Origin of the sequence: Bacteroides bouchesdurhonensis (assembly GCF_900155865.1) — a bacterium.
GTDB lineage: Bacteria > Bacteroidota > Bacteroidia > Bacteroidales > Bacteroidaceae > Bacteroides > Bacteroides bouchesdurhonensis.
Map to the genome: position 1 here is coordinate 4,926,832 of NZ_LT707006.1, position 17,194 is coordinate 4,944,025.

Below are 17,194 nucleotides of genomic sequence, written 5' to 3' on the forward strand. Positions count from 1 at the left end.
TATAATTTTATTGATTCATGATGACACATTTATCACTTAAGCACTTGCTAATTTTAGGAAGTGCCGTGTTCTGTAGTCTGCAAGCTTCTGCCGTCAAAAATCCGGTAGACTATGCAAGTACCTTGGTAGGTACACAATCTAAGTTCGAACTTTCTACGGGAAATACATATCCCGCCACGGCACTACCATGGGGAATGAACTTCTGGACACCGCAAACCGGTAAGATGGGAGACGGTTGGGCATACACTTACAATGCCGACAAAATCCGGGGATTCAAACAGACCCACCAGCCAAGCCCATGGATGAATGACTACGGCCAGTTTTCCATTATGCCGATTGTAGGAGAGGCAGTATTTGACCAAGACAAACGTGCCAGCTGGTTTTCTCACAAAGCGGAAATAGCTAAACCTTATTATTATAAGGTATATCTTGCCGATCATGACATTACTACTGAATTAGTGCCAACTGAACGTGCCGCTATGTTCCGTTTCACATTTCCGGAAACAAATCACTCATACGTTGTTATCGATGCTTTCGATAAAGGTTCCTATGTAAAGGTTATGCCCGAAAAGAACCAGATTATTGGTTATACAACCAGAAACAGTGGTGGTGTGCCCGAAAACTTCAAGAATTACTTCGTAATTGAATTCGACAAACCGTTCACATTCACTTCTGCCGTTAAAGACAACGAGATTCTTACCAACGAAAAAGAAGTACAGTGTAATCACGCCGGAGCTATTATCGGATTCGCAACTAAAAAGGGAGAAATAGTTCATGCACGCGTTGCTTCCTCTTTCATCAGCCCCGAACAGGCAGAATTAAATCTCAAAGAATTGGGTAATAACAGTTTTGACCAATTGGTTGCCGAAGGAAGAAACATCTGGAACCGCGAAATGAGCAAATTAGAAGTAGAAGATGACAACATCGACAATCTGCGTACTTTCTATTCTTGCTTGTATCGTTCCATGCTTTTCCCACGTAGTTTCTATGAAATAGATGCTAAAGGAGAAGTAGTACATTACAGTCCTTACAATGGCAAGGTATTGCCGGGATATATGTTTACAGATACAGGATTCTGGGATACTTTCCGTTGTTTATTCCCCTTCCTGAACCTGATGTATCCGTCTATGAATCAGAAGATGCAAGAAGGATTGGTAAATGCTTACAAAGAAAGCGGCTTCCTGCCGGAATGGGCAAGTCCGGGGCATAGAGACTGTATGGTTGGAAACAACTCAGCTTCTGTAGTAGCCGATGCTTATATCAAAGGTTTGCGCGGATATGATATTGAGACTCTTTGGGAAGCCTTGAAACATGACGCCAATGCACATCTTCCGAAAACAGCTTCCGGACGCGTAGCTTATGAGGCTTACAATAAATATGGATATGTACCCACCAATATCGGAGTAGGTCAGAACGTTGCCCGTACATTGGAGTATGCTTATAATGACTGGACGATCTATACATTAGGTAAAAAGCTAGGTAAACCGGCAAGTGAAATTGACATTTACAAGCAACGTGCTTTGAACTACCAGAATGTATACAATCCGGAACGCAAACTCATGGTAGGTAAGGATGACAAAGGCGTATTCAATCCTAAATTCAATGCTGTGGACTGGAGCGGCGAGTTCTGCGAAGGCAACAGTTGGCATTGGAGTTTCTGTGTTTTCCATGATCCACAAGGATTAATCAATTTGATGGGAGGCAAGAAAGAGTTCAATATGATGATGGATTCTGTATTCGTAATCCCAAGTAATTTAGGAATGAAGAGTCGTGGTGTAATTCACGAAATGCGTGAGATGCAGGTGATGAATATGGGACAATATGCTCATGGTAACCAGCCTATCCAGCACATGGTTTATCTTTATAATTATTCCGGTGAACCTTGGAAAGCTCAACAAAGAACTCGTGAAATCATGAACAAGCTTTATACAGCTGCTCCTGACGGTTATTGTGGTGACGAAGATAACGGACAGACTTCTGCCTGGTATGTATTCTCTGCACTCGGTTTCTACCCCGTTTGTCCGGGAACAGACCAATATGTGTTGGGAACTCCACTTTTCAAGTCAGTAAAACTACATCTGGAAAATGGAAAGACTGTTACAATCAATGCCAACAACAATAGTATGGATAACTTCTATGTCAAGGATATGAAAGTAAACGGAAAGATGTATAGCCACAACTATCTGACACACGATCAGCTGATGAAAGGTGCAAATATACAATATCAAATGAGTCCTGTTCCTAACAAACAACGTGGAACAAATGAAAAAGATGCTCCTTATTCTCTCTCATTTGAATAAAAAGTTGTAATTTTGACACCCGACAATTGATCTATCTACTTTGATAAACTAAAAAACATGAAATTAAAAAACCTTTTACTAGTCGCCTTAGTCGCTATAGTCTTTTGTAATTGCCAAAGCTATCAGCCTACCCGTTTCACTGTTGCTTCTTATAATCTGAGAAATGCCAACAAGTCTGATTCTGCTAAAGGAAATGGTTGGGGACAACGTTATCCTGTAGTCGCTAAAATGGTACAATACCACGATTTCGATATCTTCGGCACGCAGGAATGTTTTCTTCATCAATTACAAGACTTGAAAGCAGCTCTTCCCGGCTATGATTATATTGGAGTAGGACGTGACGATGGAAAGGAAAAAGGCGAACACTCCGCTATTTTCTACCGCACCGACAAATTTGATGTGATAGAAAAAGGAGACTTCTGGTTGTCGGAGACACCGGATGTGCCTAGTAAAGGTTGGGATGCTGTATTACCCCGCGTTTGCAGCTGGGGACACTTTAAGTGCAAAGATACCGGATTCGAGTTCCTGTTCTTCAATCTGCATATGGACCATATCGGCAAGAAAGCGCGGGTTGAAAGTGCTTTCCTTGTCCAGAAGAAGATGCAGGAACTGGGAGCCAATCTTCCGGCAATCCTTACAGGTGATTTCAATGTGGATCAGACTCACCAATCCTATCATGCATTTGTTGAAAAGGGCGTACTTTGCGATTCCTATGAGAAATGCGATTTCCGTTATGCAACGAATGGAACATTCAACAGTTTCAACCCGAACAACTTTACTGAAAGTCGTATCGATCATGTGTTCGTTTCACCGGTTTTCCATGTCAAGAGATATGGTGTGCTGACTGATACTTACCGTAGTAAAGGCAATGGAAATAAAGCAGATGCAAAAGACTGTCCGGAAGAGATTACAATCAAGTCGTACCAAGCACGTACTCCTTCTGATCATTTCCCGGTAAAAGTAGAATTGGAGTTTGACAAACGCCATCAAAAGTAATTTTAGATCTGACTATTCAAGCTTAGGTCTTCCCAATAAAAAAAACATCATTTTCTCTATCAACCTATCACCAACCTTCTGTATCCGCTTATTCATAGTAGTTTCAGAAGGTGATAGGTTAGTTTATAACCTATCACCCCATCTATCACCTATCACCCTAGAAACGACCAAAGAGACAATAAGAAAGAATCACCTGACAGACTAGTTGCAACAACGTATAAAATGAAAGGTTCTTCCTATGCAAACAAAGTATTCCAAGCTCTGAAACAAAGTGTTCTCCTATTTGAAACAAAGTGTTCCATAGCTTGAAACAAGATGTTTCATATAGGGGAACAAAGTGTTTCATATAGGGAAACAATGTGTTTCATACGATTGAAACACTTTGTTCAAGCAGCTGGAACAGCATTTATATCCGGTTCTTGATTTGAAACAAAGTGTTCATAAAACAAACTAATGTGTGCAAGATGTTTCATCTTGCACACATCTGCAACATATATCTTGCACACCACTTTCTTTCTGTTAATCAGCCAATTGGAGGCTTTGGAGTGCAAGGTGTAAGATAATTGCCATTAATAAACTCTATTGTAGAGTATAGCCATAGCTAACAAACGATATTTTTCTTAACTTCTGTTTCCCTTACCTTCTTATCGAAAGCCCATTCATAGAGACTAAAGTAGTATTCTTTTCTGCCAGAAAAGTAACATTTCATGCCACTTTTGTAAAAAGCTACGATTCAGGCTATTATACCAATTAATTCTGTTACCTTTGTTGCTATTATTAACATTCAAACATAATAATACCACTAAAACATGATGAATAAAAAAGTAGCTTTTCTGGCTCTTGCTATGGCTATTAGCGGAGGCAGTTTTGCGCAAAACAGTGCAAAGAGCGAAAAAGCAAAAGCTTACCTTGTTGCTGACGCTCATCTGGATACTCAATGGAACTGGGATATTCAGACTACAATCAACGAGTATGTATGGAACACTATCAGCCGGAACCTATTTCTGCTGAAAAAGTATCCGGATTACATATTCAATTTTGAAGGAGGTGTGAAATACGCCTGGATGAAAGAATATTATCCGGAGCAATATGAAGAGATGAAGAAATTCATCAATGAAGGACGTTGGCATATTGCCGGTAGTAGCTGGGAAGCCAGTGACGCACTAGTTCCTTCCGTTGAATCGGCTATCCGCAACATTATGCTCGGACAGACATACTACCGTCAAGAATTCGGTAAAGAAGGGACAGACATCTTCCTGCCGGACTGCTTTGGTTTTGGATGGACACTTCCTACCATTGCTTCACATTGCGGATTAATCGGTTTTTCTTCTCAAAAATTGGATTGGCGTAATCATCCTTTCTATGGAAAAAGCAAACACCCTTTCACCATTGGACTTTGGAAAGGAATAGATGGAAACCAAGTGATGTTGGCACACGGTTACGATTACAATCACCGTTGGAAAGACGAAGATCTCTCTGAAAGTAAAGAGTTGAAAAATCTAGTAAAACGCACACCACTCAACACCGTATACCGTTATTATGGTGCGGGAGACACAGGAGGTTCACCTACGCTGGAAAGTGTACGTGCTATGGAAAAAGGTGTTCATGGAAACGGACCGATAGAAATCATCAGTGCTACCAGCGACCAGCTCTACAAAGACTACCTGCCTTATGACAAACATTCTGAACTTCCGGTATTTGACGGAGAACTGTTGATGGACGTTCATGGTACGGGCTGTTACACTTCACAAGCTGCCATGAAACTGTACAATCGCCAAAACGAACAGTTGGGTGATGCAGCCGAAAGAGCTGCTGTTGCCGCTGAATGGCTGGGTGCAGCAGACTATCCCGGACAGGCATTATCAGAATCATGGAAACGATTCATCTTCCACCAATTCCACGATGACTTGACAGGAACCAGTATTCCCCGTGCATACGAATTCTCATGGAACGATGAGTTGATCTCATTAAAAGAGTTTGCTGGTGCACTTACTTCTTCAGTAAATGCCATTGCCAAACAAATGGACACACGCGCAAAGGGTACAGCCGTTATTCTTTATAATGCAAATGCTTTCCCCGTATCCGACTTGGCAGAAATCATCCTTGAAATGCCGAAAGCTCCGAAAGGTTTTACCGTCTATAATGCACAAGGCAAAAAAGTTCCTTCTCAACTGATTGGTTACCAAAACGGAAAAGCTCATCTGTTAGTAGCAGCCAATATTCCTGCCAACGGATATTCCGTATATGATGTACGTACAGGAGGAGCTGATAAAACAATCACGCCATCTGCATCCAACACATTGGAGAATTCAGTCTATAAACTTACGTTAGACAAAAACGGAGACATTACTTCTCTGATTGATAAGCGCGCTAACAAAGAAATGGTTAAAGATGGAAAAGTAATCCGTCTGGCACTCTTCACAGAAAACAAGTCATACTCATGGCCTGCATGGGAAGTATTGAAAGAGACGACAGATCGTGACCCGATTTCTATCACAGATGACGTAAAAGTGACATTGGTAGAGAATGGCGCGCTCCGTAAAGCTCTTTGCATAGAGAAGAAACACGGTAAATCACTATTCAAGCAATACATCCGCCTTTATGAAGGTGACCGTGCCGACCGAATCGACTTCTATAATGAGATCAACTGGAACTCACCAAACGCATTGCTCAAGGCTGAATTTCCTTTAAACATCGAGAATGAAAAAGCAACCTACGATTTAGGAATTGGTAGCATTGAACGCGGAAATAACACTAAAATCGCTTACGAAGTATACGCTCAACAATGGGCCGACTTGACTGACAAGGACAACAGCTATGGTGTATCTGTAATGAACGACAGCAAATACGGCTGGGATAAACCGAACAATCACACCATCCGTTTGACTCTTCTTCATACTCCCGAAACAAAAGGAAATTATGCTTATCAAGACCAACAGGATTTTGGATTCCATACATTTACTTACAGCATTGTAGGTCACAACGGAGCTCTTAACAAACCGGCAACTGCTATCAAAGCTGAAATCTTGAACCAGCCGATCAAAGCATTCAACAGTCCGAAACATGCCGGAAAATTGGGCAAAGAATTTGCTTTTGTACGTTCAGACAATGACCAGGTAGTAATCAAGGCATTGAAAAAGGCAGAAGTTTCTGATGAATATGTAGTACGCGTATACGAAACAGGTGGTAAAGAAGCTCAAAAGGCTGCTATTACCTTTGCCGGTGAAATAGAAAATGCCGTATTAGCAGACGGAACAGAGAAAACAATTGGAACTGCCGACTTTAACAAGAATCAATTGAACGTATCTATCAAACCATACAACATTCAAACATTCAAAGTGAAACTGAAGAAGAAAGATATTGTTGTTCCGGCTATGAAATATGAATATTTACCACTAGACTATGATCGTAAATGTTTCAGTTGGAATGAATTCCGTCATGAAGGTAACTTCGAATCAGGTTACAGCTATGCAGCAGAACTCCTTCCCGACTCTATCTTGACTGCTAATGGTATTTCTTTCCGTTTAGGAGAAAAAGAAGTTGCTAACGGTGTAACTTGTAAAGGTAACGTAATCCAACTGCCCGCAGGAAATACTTATAATCGTATTTATTTCTTAGCTGCTTCTACAAGTACTGACGCTACCGCAACGTTCAACATAGGTAATGCGGCACAAGAAATAACCGTACCTTCTTATACCGGTTTCATCGGTCAATGGGGACACTTGGGACATACAGAAGGCTTCTTAAAAGATGCAGAAATCGCTTATGTCGGCACACACCGTCATTCATCACAGAAAGACGAAGCATATGAATTCACTTATATGTTTAAATTCGGCATGGATATTCCTAAAGGTGCTACTACAATCACTTTGCCTGACAATCCTAATATTGTAGTATTTGCAATGACTTTGGTCAATGAAGAATATCCTTCTGTAACTCCTGCTTCCGAATTGTTCCGTACAGCCCTGCAAGCAACCGAAACTGCTAATACATCAGCTAAGGTTAATCTGTTGAAAGAGGCTAAACTCATTAAATGCTCAGGTGAAGTTAATAAAGAGGAACAGGCTCAATTCGCTATTGATGGGGATTTGGAAACAAAATGGTGCGACACAAGCAAAGCTCCTAACTTCATCGACTTCGATTTCGGAAAGGAACAGGAAATTCGTGGTTGGAAATTGGTGAACGCCGGAAGTGAAGGTAGTTCATTCATCACTAGTGATTGCTTCCTACAAGGTAGAAACAACCCGAATGAAGAATGGAAAACAATCGACGCATTGATTGACAATCACAAAAACACAGTGATACGCCAATTCAAGCCGGCTTCATACCGCTATGTCAGATTGTTGGTTACACAATCCACACAAGATAACGGACTGAACGCTGCCAGAATTTATGAATTGGAAGTTTACTAAATCGTAAAAAAATAGCAAATACATTTAGTAACTTTATCTTTGATGCCGAGGAATTAATCCGTATACGAAGGACTTTGTATACAGATTAATTCCTGATATGACCCTCGCAAGTTAGACAAAAAACTTTCGGGGGTCATATCAATTAAAAAGATTAATTTCATGCAATCATCACTTTACAGATTCTGTATTTAAGATAAAAAATAGCTTTCTAGAATTTTGGTTAGCCTTATAAATATTAAAGAAATGAAGATATACACATATATATTTATACTTTTATTATTTATATCATGTAGTGTCAAGAAAGATGTTCGAATGGTTGATATAAATAGTGTGCAATTAGAACATAGAACATTTGATGAATTTTGTATTGATTCATCAAAAATCCTTTATCCAACGGATATTCATAGTTTTAATAACCATATACTTTTAATAGAGCCAATGACTAGTCCTACCATCTCTTTTTGGTCATTGGATAGTTTGAAATATGAGTTTTCATCAGGCTATAAAGGAGGAGGTCCTAATGAATTGATTAATCCCAGAGGTGATTATTTTGCATCGTCAGATTCTAGCTTTTATTTATTGGACTCTAATGTCGAGAGAGAAATAATGGTAAAAGATAGTTCTATTCTAATTTTATTAAATAAACCCATAATTATTCCCGATGCAATAAACCAACTGGTACATTTAGAGAACGGTAGTTATATAATGAGTGGCTTAACTACAGGAGAAGGAAAAGAACATTTATTATACAAGGATGGAGAATATACAGATTTTGGAGAGTATATAACAGACGGTTATTTGGATGGAACAGAACTAGCAATTTTTAATTATAAATTCACAGCAGGGCTACAAGAGAAAGAAGTGATTTTAGACTTTTACCAATATCGTAATTTAATTCGACAATATAATATTTATGGGGAATTACTTCAAGAAATATGTCTGGGGGGTATTGAAGATAAAGGAAATGTATTTGATAAAATTAATGACGGTAGTATTCAACCATATAGAGGAAAGGTTTTTGCTACTAATGATAAAGTGTATTCATTATATTATGAACATATTACAAATACTCAGTTGTATAATGAAGGAAACAAAATAATTCCGGAGTTGCAAATCTGGAGTTGGGAAGGAGATTTACTTAGAAGAATTTGTTTTAATAGACCATTCCGTAAATTTACTGTTATCAATAATAAACTGTATGCATTAAGTGTTGACGAACCATATTCTTTTTATGTCTATGAAATCACGAAGTAGGAAATACTTAACATACACTATAGTAGGGGTATTTATGTCCTTTGCCATATACTTTTGTTCAAAGAAATATAGAGTGGGCAAAACTGTGTTTAGTTGATACAGGTGAATGCACCACATGTTCTATGCAGGTAAGAAAAATTTTAAAAAGTACCTCGACACATTAAAAAAAACATATATTTGTTCCATCTTTAGAACAAATGAAATGAATGCCATGAAGAATGTATATTTTCTCCTTATTCATGCAGCAATACTATTTGGTAATCTATCTGCAAATGCCCAAAATAAAATTATCAATCAGCCATCCAGCAAATTAGCAAAAAGTGACTTGACACTTAAGACAATAATACAAACAGATACAGCTACAATTCTCTGCTTTAGAGTAGAGTGTGTATACCGTCCTTGGTCATTACACTCGACCGTACATCTAAAAGCTAAGAATAAAGATTACGCTTATCGTTACGGAAAATTGGTAACTAAAAAAGATAATCAGTTTATCGATTCTCCTTTTACTCCGGACAGTACAAATACATCATCCCATACACAGATAGGTGACAGGCATTTTTTCGATCTAGACTCCCTGGTACTTTGTTTTGATAGAATACCTTCCGATACCCAAACCTTTGATTTTCTGGAAGGAGATAACCGCAATTCATGGAAAATATTCGGAATTAAGATGGACGGAAAGCCATATCCTTCTTCTTTACCCAAAATAAAAATGAAGGATACAGGTCTTCCTGCATACACCATTAAAACAGGTAAGGCTATATTAAAAGGAAAAATATATGATTATGACCATGCATTTATGAAGAACCAAACCAGCTATTTTGCCAACGAATACAATTTGATAGGAAACGGATTTGACATCAACATGCAATGTGACTCGTTAGGGAATTTTTCTTATGAAACAGATCTGCTTCATCCTATCCCCCTTACTCTTTTATTACCAGGAGGAAATCTCAAAGCTATCTTAGTACCCGGTGAAGAAATAGCATTAGACATTGATGTGGCAACTAGAACAGCAAATGCACCCTATGAATGGTCTGAGAAGAAACCCAAACTAAACAAAGCTATCCAATTCAGAGGCAAGTATGGACCAATGAATGAAGCATTAAATAACATGCCATACAATGGATATACCATTGATTTCCTTAAAGAATTAGTAACTATTTCATTTGATGAGTATGTACAACGTATCTGGAGTGACTATCAAAAGACTATTCAAGAAATCTCGGAGAATAAAGAGTATAACACACAACAACGTGAATTTCTGAAACTCAAAGCTCAATCTACTTATTTATATAAACGAATCAGCTATGTAGAAAATGTTAAAAACGGATTGTATTATAGTAGTATGAAAAACGATTCCTCAGCATTAAATAAATACAACACACAGTTCACTTTAACAGATCCTCATGCGAAGGAGCTAAATCTATTTGATAATCTGAATGCTTTATATGTTGTCTATGATTACAAACCGATGAAATACTTGAAAGCGAATGGACTGGAACAAAGCGAAATCTATCATTGGATGGCAGACCTGAAAAAAGCAAAAGAAATAGCAGGACAAATAAACATGATGAAAGTAGTGAAAGACTCCACTATATGGGATAGTATAGCCCCACAATATGTATCAACACTTCAACGACATAATGAATTAGTGATTAATAAGATTGCCGAAGCTCAAAGCCACAAACTAAAAGGAACAATAAAAAAAGTGCCTGATGTTTCCGGCAAAGAATTGATTCAAGCCATTGTCAATTCATACAAAGGAAAAGTAGTCATGATAGACTGTTGGGCAACATGGTGCGGTCCATGCAAAACCGGTATTGCTAAAATGGAACCCGTAAAAGAAGAACTTGAAGGAAAAGACGTTGTTTTTGTATATCTGACCAATGAAACCTCGGATGTAGAAACATGGACAAAAGAAGTAGAAAAGCTGAAAGGAGAACATTATCGTATCTCAGCTTCAAAGTGGAACCAGCTACCGGACATCTCGGCTATCCCTCATTATATCATTTATGACCGGCAAGGTAATAAAGTCATGGAACAAGTTGGCTGGAAGAATTCATTGGTAGACGAATTTAAAGAAACCATATTAAAAGCATTGGATAAGAAAGAATAGCACGATCAAAAAAAGAAATCATTCGAAATTAAATACGAAACAAAAGCTCACATAAACAAACATTTTGCATTATACACATAGCAAAATCATTCATATTACAAACTTTATACGAAAAAAGTTCATTTTTCATGCGGATAAATATGCACTAAAAGAAATAAATCACTATTTTTATCGTAAATTTTATGCTTAGTTCTAATTTACTTTAAAAACACATATTTAGCCATGGAACAAAAAAAATCGAACAGACTTCATTCGTTAGATGCACTGAGAGGATTTGATATGTTTTTCATTATGGGAGGTGCCGGACTCCTGAGCGGTCTATCGCAGATATGGAGTAATCCTGTGACAGACTGGATCGCCATTCAAATGCAACACGCTGAATGGGATGGATTTCAACATCATGATATCATTTTCCCATTGTTTCTTTTCATTGCCGGAATCTCTTTTCCCTTCTCATTAGCTAATAAACTGGCTAAGAACGAAACTAAATTCCAAATCCAGAAAGATATATTCCGTCGTGGAATTATCCTTTTTCTACTAGGAATACTTTATAATAACGGGCTCAACTTCGATTTCCCTCATATGAGATATATGAGCGTACTTGGACGTATCGGTCTGGCATGGATGTTCGGAGCATTGATCTACACAAACTTTAAGCAACGGGCACGCCTTATTTGGATAGCAACTATATTAGTGGGATATTATCTCTTACTTGCTTTCGTCCCAGCTCCCGATGCTCCCGCCGGAGCCAGCAATTTCAGTCCACAAGGGAACTTTGCAGGATGGATCGACCGTATACTGTTGTTCGGAACTTGGGCGGGCAAATATCAGGACCCCGAAGGAATCCTAAGCACTATTCCAGCTATTGCAACCGCTTTATTGGGAATGCAAGCAGGACGATTCATAAAATGGGAAACAGACAAAGTTACTCCTGCAAAGAAAGCTTTGTACTTGCTGTTGATCGGTATTGCATTGGTAATCGTTGGACAGTTGTGGGGCGAGTTAATGCCTATCAACAAGAAACTGTGGTCTAGTTCATTTGTATGTTTTGTAGGAGGTCTTGGGTTTATCCATATAGCCCTATTCTATTATGTGATTGATGTCTTGAACTTCAAGAAATGGTCTTTCTTCTTCACAGTTATCGGAATGAATTCCATCACAATTTATCTGGCACAACGGATCATTGGATTTACAAAAGCTTCTGAATTTTTCAGTAAAGGATTCATTGCAATTGTTCCAGATTATCTGACCGGTTTTGTTAGCAGTATTTTCTATATCGGAGTATGTTGGTATTTTCTCTATTTCCTCTATAAGCACAAGATATTCCTAAAGGTGTAGTCTATAATTAAAATATTCGTACAACAATAGAATTAATTATAATAGTGAGGTGAGAATATTCAGCAACCCCTAAAATAAAAATCGCCGTTACTGCATATGGTAATAACGGCGATTTTATGAACTCAAGTATTTTAGAAATCCTTTGTGATTATCAATCCAACATTTGTTGAATTACCAACTATCTATCGAACTTACATTCGTTCAAAACGATAGGCCGGCTTGTCGGAGCCTTACCAAAGTTCTTATTGGGCTTTTTACCCATCACAAATTTCAGGGTACTTCCATTGATAATGTCATCATATGTGATATAACTCTTATCGTAAGGCTTGCCATTCAAATAAACTTTTTGAATGTAAATATTCTCCTTACTGTTATTCGGAGCTTCTACAGTAAATACTTTTCCACCACGTACTTTCACTTCCATTTTCTTAAAACGAGGACTTCCGAAAGCAAACACACCATCCGACGGATTTACCTGATAGAATCCCATAGCCGAAAGAAGATACCATGCAGACATCTGACCACAATCTTCATTACCGATGATACCGTCCGGTTTATCCGTATAAAAGTCATTCATAATGAAACGAACTTTCTCTGCAGTCTTCCATTGCTCACCGGCATACGTATACAAATAAGCAATATGGTGACTCGGTTCATTGCCATGTGCATACTGTCCGATCAATCCGGTAATATCACTGGAAGCACCTTCACCCATACTATCAGTATTCTTAAAGAAACTATCGAGTTTATCTGTGAACTGTTTGTCACCACCAAACAGAGCAATCAGCCCATACGGATCTTGAGGCACAAAGAAAGTATATTGCCACCCATTACCCTCACAGAAATCACCGACTCCATGAATAGAACGTGCCGGATCATAAGGAGTCCGCCATGAACCGTCTTCCATCTTCGGACGAATATGGTGAATAGAAGGGTCAAAATAGTGCTTATAATAAAGAGCACGTTTCGAGAATGTTTCATAGTCGGCAGTCTTTTCCATCTTTTTAGCCATTGCAGCAATTCCCCAATCATCCACAGCATATTCCATAGCGATGGAAGTAGCTTCATGAACTTTATCAGCAGGGATATATTCACGTGCCACTACAAAAGGAATTCCATTCTGTTTTTCATAAGTAGCCGTCGCTTTCATGGCCTGAAGAGCATCTTCAGCATTGAATCCTGTAAATCCTTTCAAGTAAGCATCAGCAATCACCGGAACAGAACTATAGCCGGGCATCTGATTCGTTTCTCCACTCATCAAAGGCCAGATAGGAAGTTTATCCTGTTGGCGGTAAATAGAAAGCATTGAATTGACCACATCATCTACTCGTTCGGCTTGAGTAATAGTCATCAACGGATTCAGAGCACGATAAGTATCCCACAGAGAAAGAGTTGTATAGTTTGCTTTCTTCGAGTCTGTGTAAATCATATCATTCATTCCCCGATACTCACCATTAACATCGCAAAAAAGTGTAGGAGCGATCATCGTATGATAATGTGCTGTATAGAATACACGTTTGGCAGCTTCATCTTCCGATTCGACAATCATTTTCTGTAATTGCTCGTTCCAACGGTCAGCACTCATTTTCACAATCTTGTCAAAGTCCCAATGAGAAAGTTCCTCTTGCAGGTTCATTGCCGCATTGTCGCAACTTACCGAAGATATGGCAACTTTAATCTTTACTTCCTTTACATTACCAAAGGTCAGTACGCTTTTCACAGACTCCACTTTCAACTGATCCCAAGGCTTCGGAGTATTGTCATCATAAGCAGTAAAGTTCTCTATCTTTTTATCACTCTTCAAGACAAAATAGACCTTCCGACTTGGGCTCCAGCCTCTTACATAACGATAACCTTCTACTGTATAGTCATCCACCTTACGGATATAGCTATCATATGCATTAGTACCATTACCTTCACGCAGGTCGATCAGAATAGAAGCCGGTTTCCCTTCGGGATAAGTGTAACGATGGAAACCTACCCGATCTGTTGCTGTTAATTCCGCTTTAATATTATATCTATCTAAAACAAGTGAATAATACTCAGGGCGTGTCACTTCATTAGCATGAGAATATTTGGAAGCATATCCATCCCGTATATCATCTTGATTCCCTCTGGGTGTACGGATTTCATTCAAAGGCATAATCAAAATATCCCCTAAGTCGGTACATCCTGTACCACTCAAATGAGTATGTGAAAAACCAATGACAATACTATCGGAATGGTGATAAGCAGAACACCAGTCCCAACCTTTATGGATATTGCTCGGACCGAGTTGCACCATTCCGTAAGGTACACTTGTACCAACAAATACGTGTCCATGATAACCGGAGCCAATAGTCGGATCCACATACTGCAACAATCCTTCGCTCTTTGAATAATCTTTTTGGGCAATTCCGTTGGCCGACATTACCAGCAAACAAGAAGTTGCCATTAATAGTTTAAACGTGTTCATTTGTATTTTGTTATAAATTATTCATTTTCCATTTGATAGAACGGATTACATTTCAAAAGAAGGTGGCAACGCATCATCTCCGGCAGCCCATGCCTTATTAGGACGTCTACCCATAACAAATTCCAATACCCCGCCCTTCATCAGATCTTGATGGCTAAACCAGGATTTATTCCATGTTTTTCCATTTAATTTGGCCGATTGAATATACTTGTTTTCCGGTGCATAGTTCTTGCAAACCACTTTGAATGTTTTCCCATTACTCAATTGAATGGTTTGTTCTTCAAACACCGGACTTCCAATTACATACATAGGTAAACCGGGAGTTACCGGATAGAATCCCATCATTGAGAACACAACGAATGAAGTCAATCCACCCCCATCTTCATCTCCGGGAATACCCATCAGGTCATTACGGAACCACTGTGTCAGCAAGTTACGGATACGTTTCTGCGTACGCCAAGGTTCTCCTGCGTAATTATACAGATAAGGGATATGCATGGAAGGTTCATTTCCCATCGAAAACTGACCTACATTACCCGTATGATCGGGAAATTGAGAATAGAAATCGTAACGCGCTTTTCCTAAAGAAGTGTCATACATCCGTTCCAACTCTTCTACAAAACGAGCTTTGCCCCCCATCAAATTTACCAGATCGTTCACATTATGAGGAACATCCCAACGATATACCCAAGCATTGTTCTCATCATAAGATTCACGTCCGCCCATCCCGCTGGAAAAACGATAATCAAATGGTTGAATGAAATTGCCAAATGAATCTTTCGGATGGAAGAAACCGGTTTCCTTGTTGAATACAGTCTGATAATTCAAACTTCTTTTCAGGAAATGATCTGCATCTTTCTTGTCACCCAGTAGTTTGGCAATATTTCCCAAACACCATTCGTCATAAACGGTTCCCAGAGTAACTGCAATCGGTTGGCGTTTTTCCCAAGAATGAACTTCGGGAACTGTCTCCTTCTCGCCTACTGCAAGCGCAGGAAAATAACCATGATCTTTATAGAACTGATCCAATACTCCGGCCGGCTTGGACGACCAAGGCGAGAGTGTTTTCTCTGTAATAGCAGCCTTACAAACTTTATAAGCCTTCTCCAAATCGAATGAACGCATACCCTTGTTATAAGCATCAAGTACAGTAGCTACACCATGATTACAGTTCATACGACGGCTATCTCCATTAATTTCAGGAAAAGTAGGCATCCAGTTAGGTTGCAACTGATAAGCCATACGGATAAATGAATTGACCATATCACTTTCTTTCTCGGCCTCAATGATCAGACGCAATGGATGAGTTGCACGATAAGTATCCCAAATCCAATCATCCACATAGAAAGGAGTACCCTTGTCATCGTGTATTTTTCCATCATAAGCACTAAAATATTTGCCATCCTCAGAAATACAGATCATACGTTCATAAGTACGATACAATGACGTGTAGAACACAGTTTTCTCATTATCCGTACCTCCGTTCACCTGAATCTTCCCCAAAGTTTCATTCCATATCTTACGTCCGGTATCGGCTACAGATTGTAGATTGTAGTCTTTAATTTCACGATGAAGATTCTTTTCGGCTTGCTCAGCAGAAATAAAAGATACTCCATAACGAAGATTCACAGAAGAGGTTCCTTTCGGATATTCCATTATATAGAAAGCATTATTTCCCTTAGTGGTCTTATCGTTAGTATGGATAGACGCTCCTTGGTGAGTACCTATTTTAAGCGGAACTTTATCTGTTTCAACATATATATAGACTTGTGTCCGGTTACCTAATTTCTGATAACCGCTAATCGACTTGCCATCCGTCTTTAATTCTCCATCGCCTGTATTGAAGATAAGATAGGCAGGCTTATCTGTTTGAGAAAAGCCAATCTGATAAATACCCGATTGATGTGAAGGAGCATACTGAACGTATATCCCGTTATCATCCAGATCTACACTGTAATAATAAGGTTTGATAACTTCATTATCGTATCCGTAACGTATGGTACTTTTAGCTTCAGACAATTCTCCCTGATAAGGACTCAGATTAAATGCGGAACTTCCTCGGTGACTAGTTACAATAAGTGGTAAACCATGAATTGTATTTCCTGTGAAGTTCTCACGTTCAGGATATACCCGCAACATACTGTTAGGTAAATGAACAGTAGGATAAGTCGGCACGAGCAAGTGACTGATATTTCCGATATACGGATTAACATAATCTACCGGAGCTTTTTCCGGTGAACGATAAACTTTAGCTGTTAGAAATTGAAAAGGGATCAGACATCCCAACAATAAGTACAAAATTTGCTTCATGGTATGA

8 protein-coding genes are annotated in these 17,194 nt (G+C 38.9%); 6 read left to right on the forward strand and 2 right to left on the reverse strand.

What is annotated here, in order from left to right; translation table 11 throughout:
- The first annotated feature begins 17 nt into the window (after positions 1-17).
- From CZ225_RS21220 to CZ225_RS21245, 6 genes are all read left to right on the forward strand, one after another.
- The gene (locus CZ225_RS21220; RefSeq protein WP_077155399.1) at positions 18-2,300 is read left to right on the forward strand and encodes a GH92 family glycosyl hydrolase; all 2,283 of its coding nucleotides are present in this window, start codon (positions 18-20) and stop codon (positions 2,298-2,300) included.
- A 57-nt stretch (positions 2,301-2,357) separates the two neighbouring features.
- Positions 2,358-3,296: an endonuclease/exonuclease/phosphatase family protein gene (locus tag CZ225_RS21225; protein ID WP_077155400.1), complete on the forward strand. Its 939-nt coding sequence runs from the start codon at positions 2,358-2,360 to the stop codon at positions 3,294-3,296.
- A gap of 812 nt (positions 3,297-4,108) precedes the next feature.
- Entirely contained in the window at positions 4,109-7,708 is a 3,600-nt protein-coding gene (locus CZ225_RS21230) for a glycoside hydrolase family 38 N-terminal domain-containing protein (protein WP_077155926.1), read from the forward strand.
- 312 nt (positions 7,709-8,020) lie between these two features.
- Positions 8,021-8,962 (forward strand): BF3164 family lipoprotein, encoded by a 942-nt coding sequence (locus CZ225_RS21235; protein WP_159441794.1) that lies wholly within the window; start codon positions 8,021-8,023, stop codon positions 8,960-8,962.
- 211 nt (positions 8,963-9,173) lie between these two features.
- Complete coding sequence (locus CZ225_RS21240) at positions 9,174-11,084, forward strand: TlpA family protein disulfide reductase (protein WP_159441795.1); 1,911 nt, start codon at positions 9,174-9,176, stop codon at positions 11,082-11,084.
- A 222-nt stretch (positions 11,085-11,306) separates the two neighbouring features.
- Positions 11,307-12,422 (forward strand): acyltransferase family protein, encoded by a 1,116-nt coding sequence (locus CZ225_RS21245; protein WP_077155402.1) that lies wholly within the window; start codon positions 11,307-11,309, stop codon positions 12,420-12,422.
- 178 nt (positions 12,423-12,600) lie between these two features.
- Here CZ225_RS21245 and CZ225_RS21250 read toward each other — a convergent pair whose 3' ends face one another.
- Positions 12,601-14,877, reverse strand: a complete 2,277-nt coding sequence (locus CZ225_RS21250; protein ID WP_077155403.1) for a GH92 family glycosyl hydrolase — start codon at positions 14,875-14,877, stop codon at positions 12,601-12,603.
- Between the two features lie 45 nt (positions 14,878-14,922).
- Complete coding sequence (locus CZ225_RS21255) at positions 14,923-17,187, reverse strand: GH92 family glycosyl hydrolase (RefSeq protein ID WP_077155928.1); 2,265 nt, start codon at positions 17,185-17,187, stop codon at positions 14,923-14,925.
- Positions 17,188-17,194 lie beyond the last annotated feature (7 nt).

What these genes read in the sequence shown, in the direction of transcription:
- CZ225_RS21220 (WP_077155399.1), top strand. Translation starts at nt 18, where the DNA reads ATGATGACACATTTATCACTTAAGCACTTGCTAATTTTAGGAAGTGCC.
- CZ225_RS21225 (WP_077155400.1), top strand. Translation starts at nt 2,358, where the DNA reads ATGAAATTAAAAAACCTTTTACTAGTCGCCTTAGTCGCTATAGTCTTT.
- CZ225_RS21230 (WP_077155926.1), top strand. Translation starts at nt 4,109, where the DNA reads ATGAATAAAAAAGTAGCTTTTCTGGCTCTTGCTATGGCTATTAGCGGA.
- CZ225_RS21235 (WP_159441794.1), top strand. Translation starts at nt 8,021, where the DNA reads ATGGTTGATATAAATAGTGTGCAATTAGAACATAGAACATTTGATGAA.
- CZ225_RS21240 (WP_159441795.1), top strand. Translation starts at nt 9,174, where the DNA reads ATGAAGAATGTATATTTTCTCCTTATTCATGCAGCAATACTATTTGGT.
- CZ225_RS21245 (WP_077155402.1), top strand. Translation starts at nt 11,307, where the DNA reads ATGGAACAAAAAAAATCGAACAGACTTCATTCGTTAGATGCACTGAGA.
- CZ225_RS21250 (WP_077155403.1), bottom strand. Translation starts at nt 14,877, where the DNA reads ATGAACACGTTTAAACTATTAATGGCAACTTCTTGTTTGCTGGTAATG.
- CZ225_RS21255 (WP_077155928.1), bottom strand. Translation starts at nt 17,187, where the DNA reads ATGAAGCAAATTTTGTACTTATTGTTGGGATGTCTGATCCCTTTTCAA.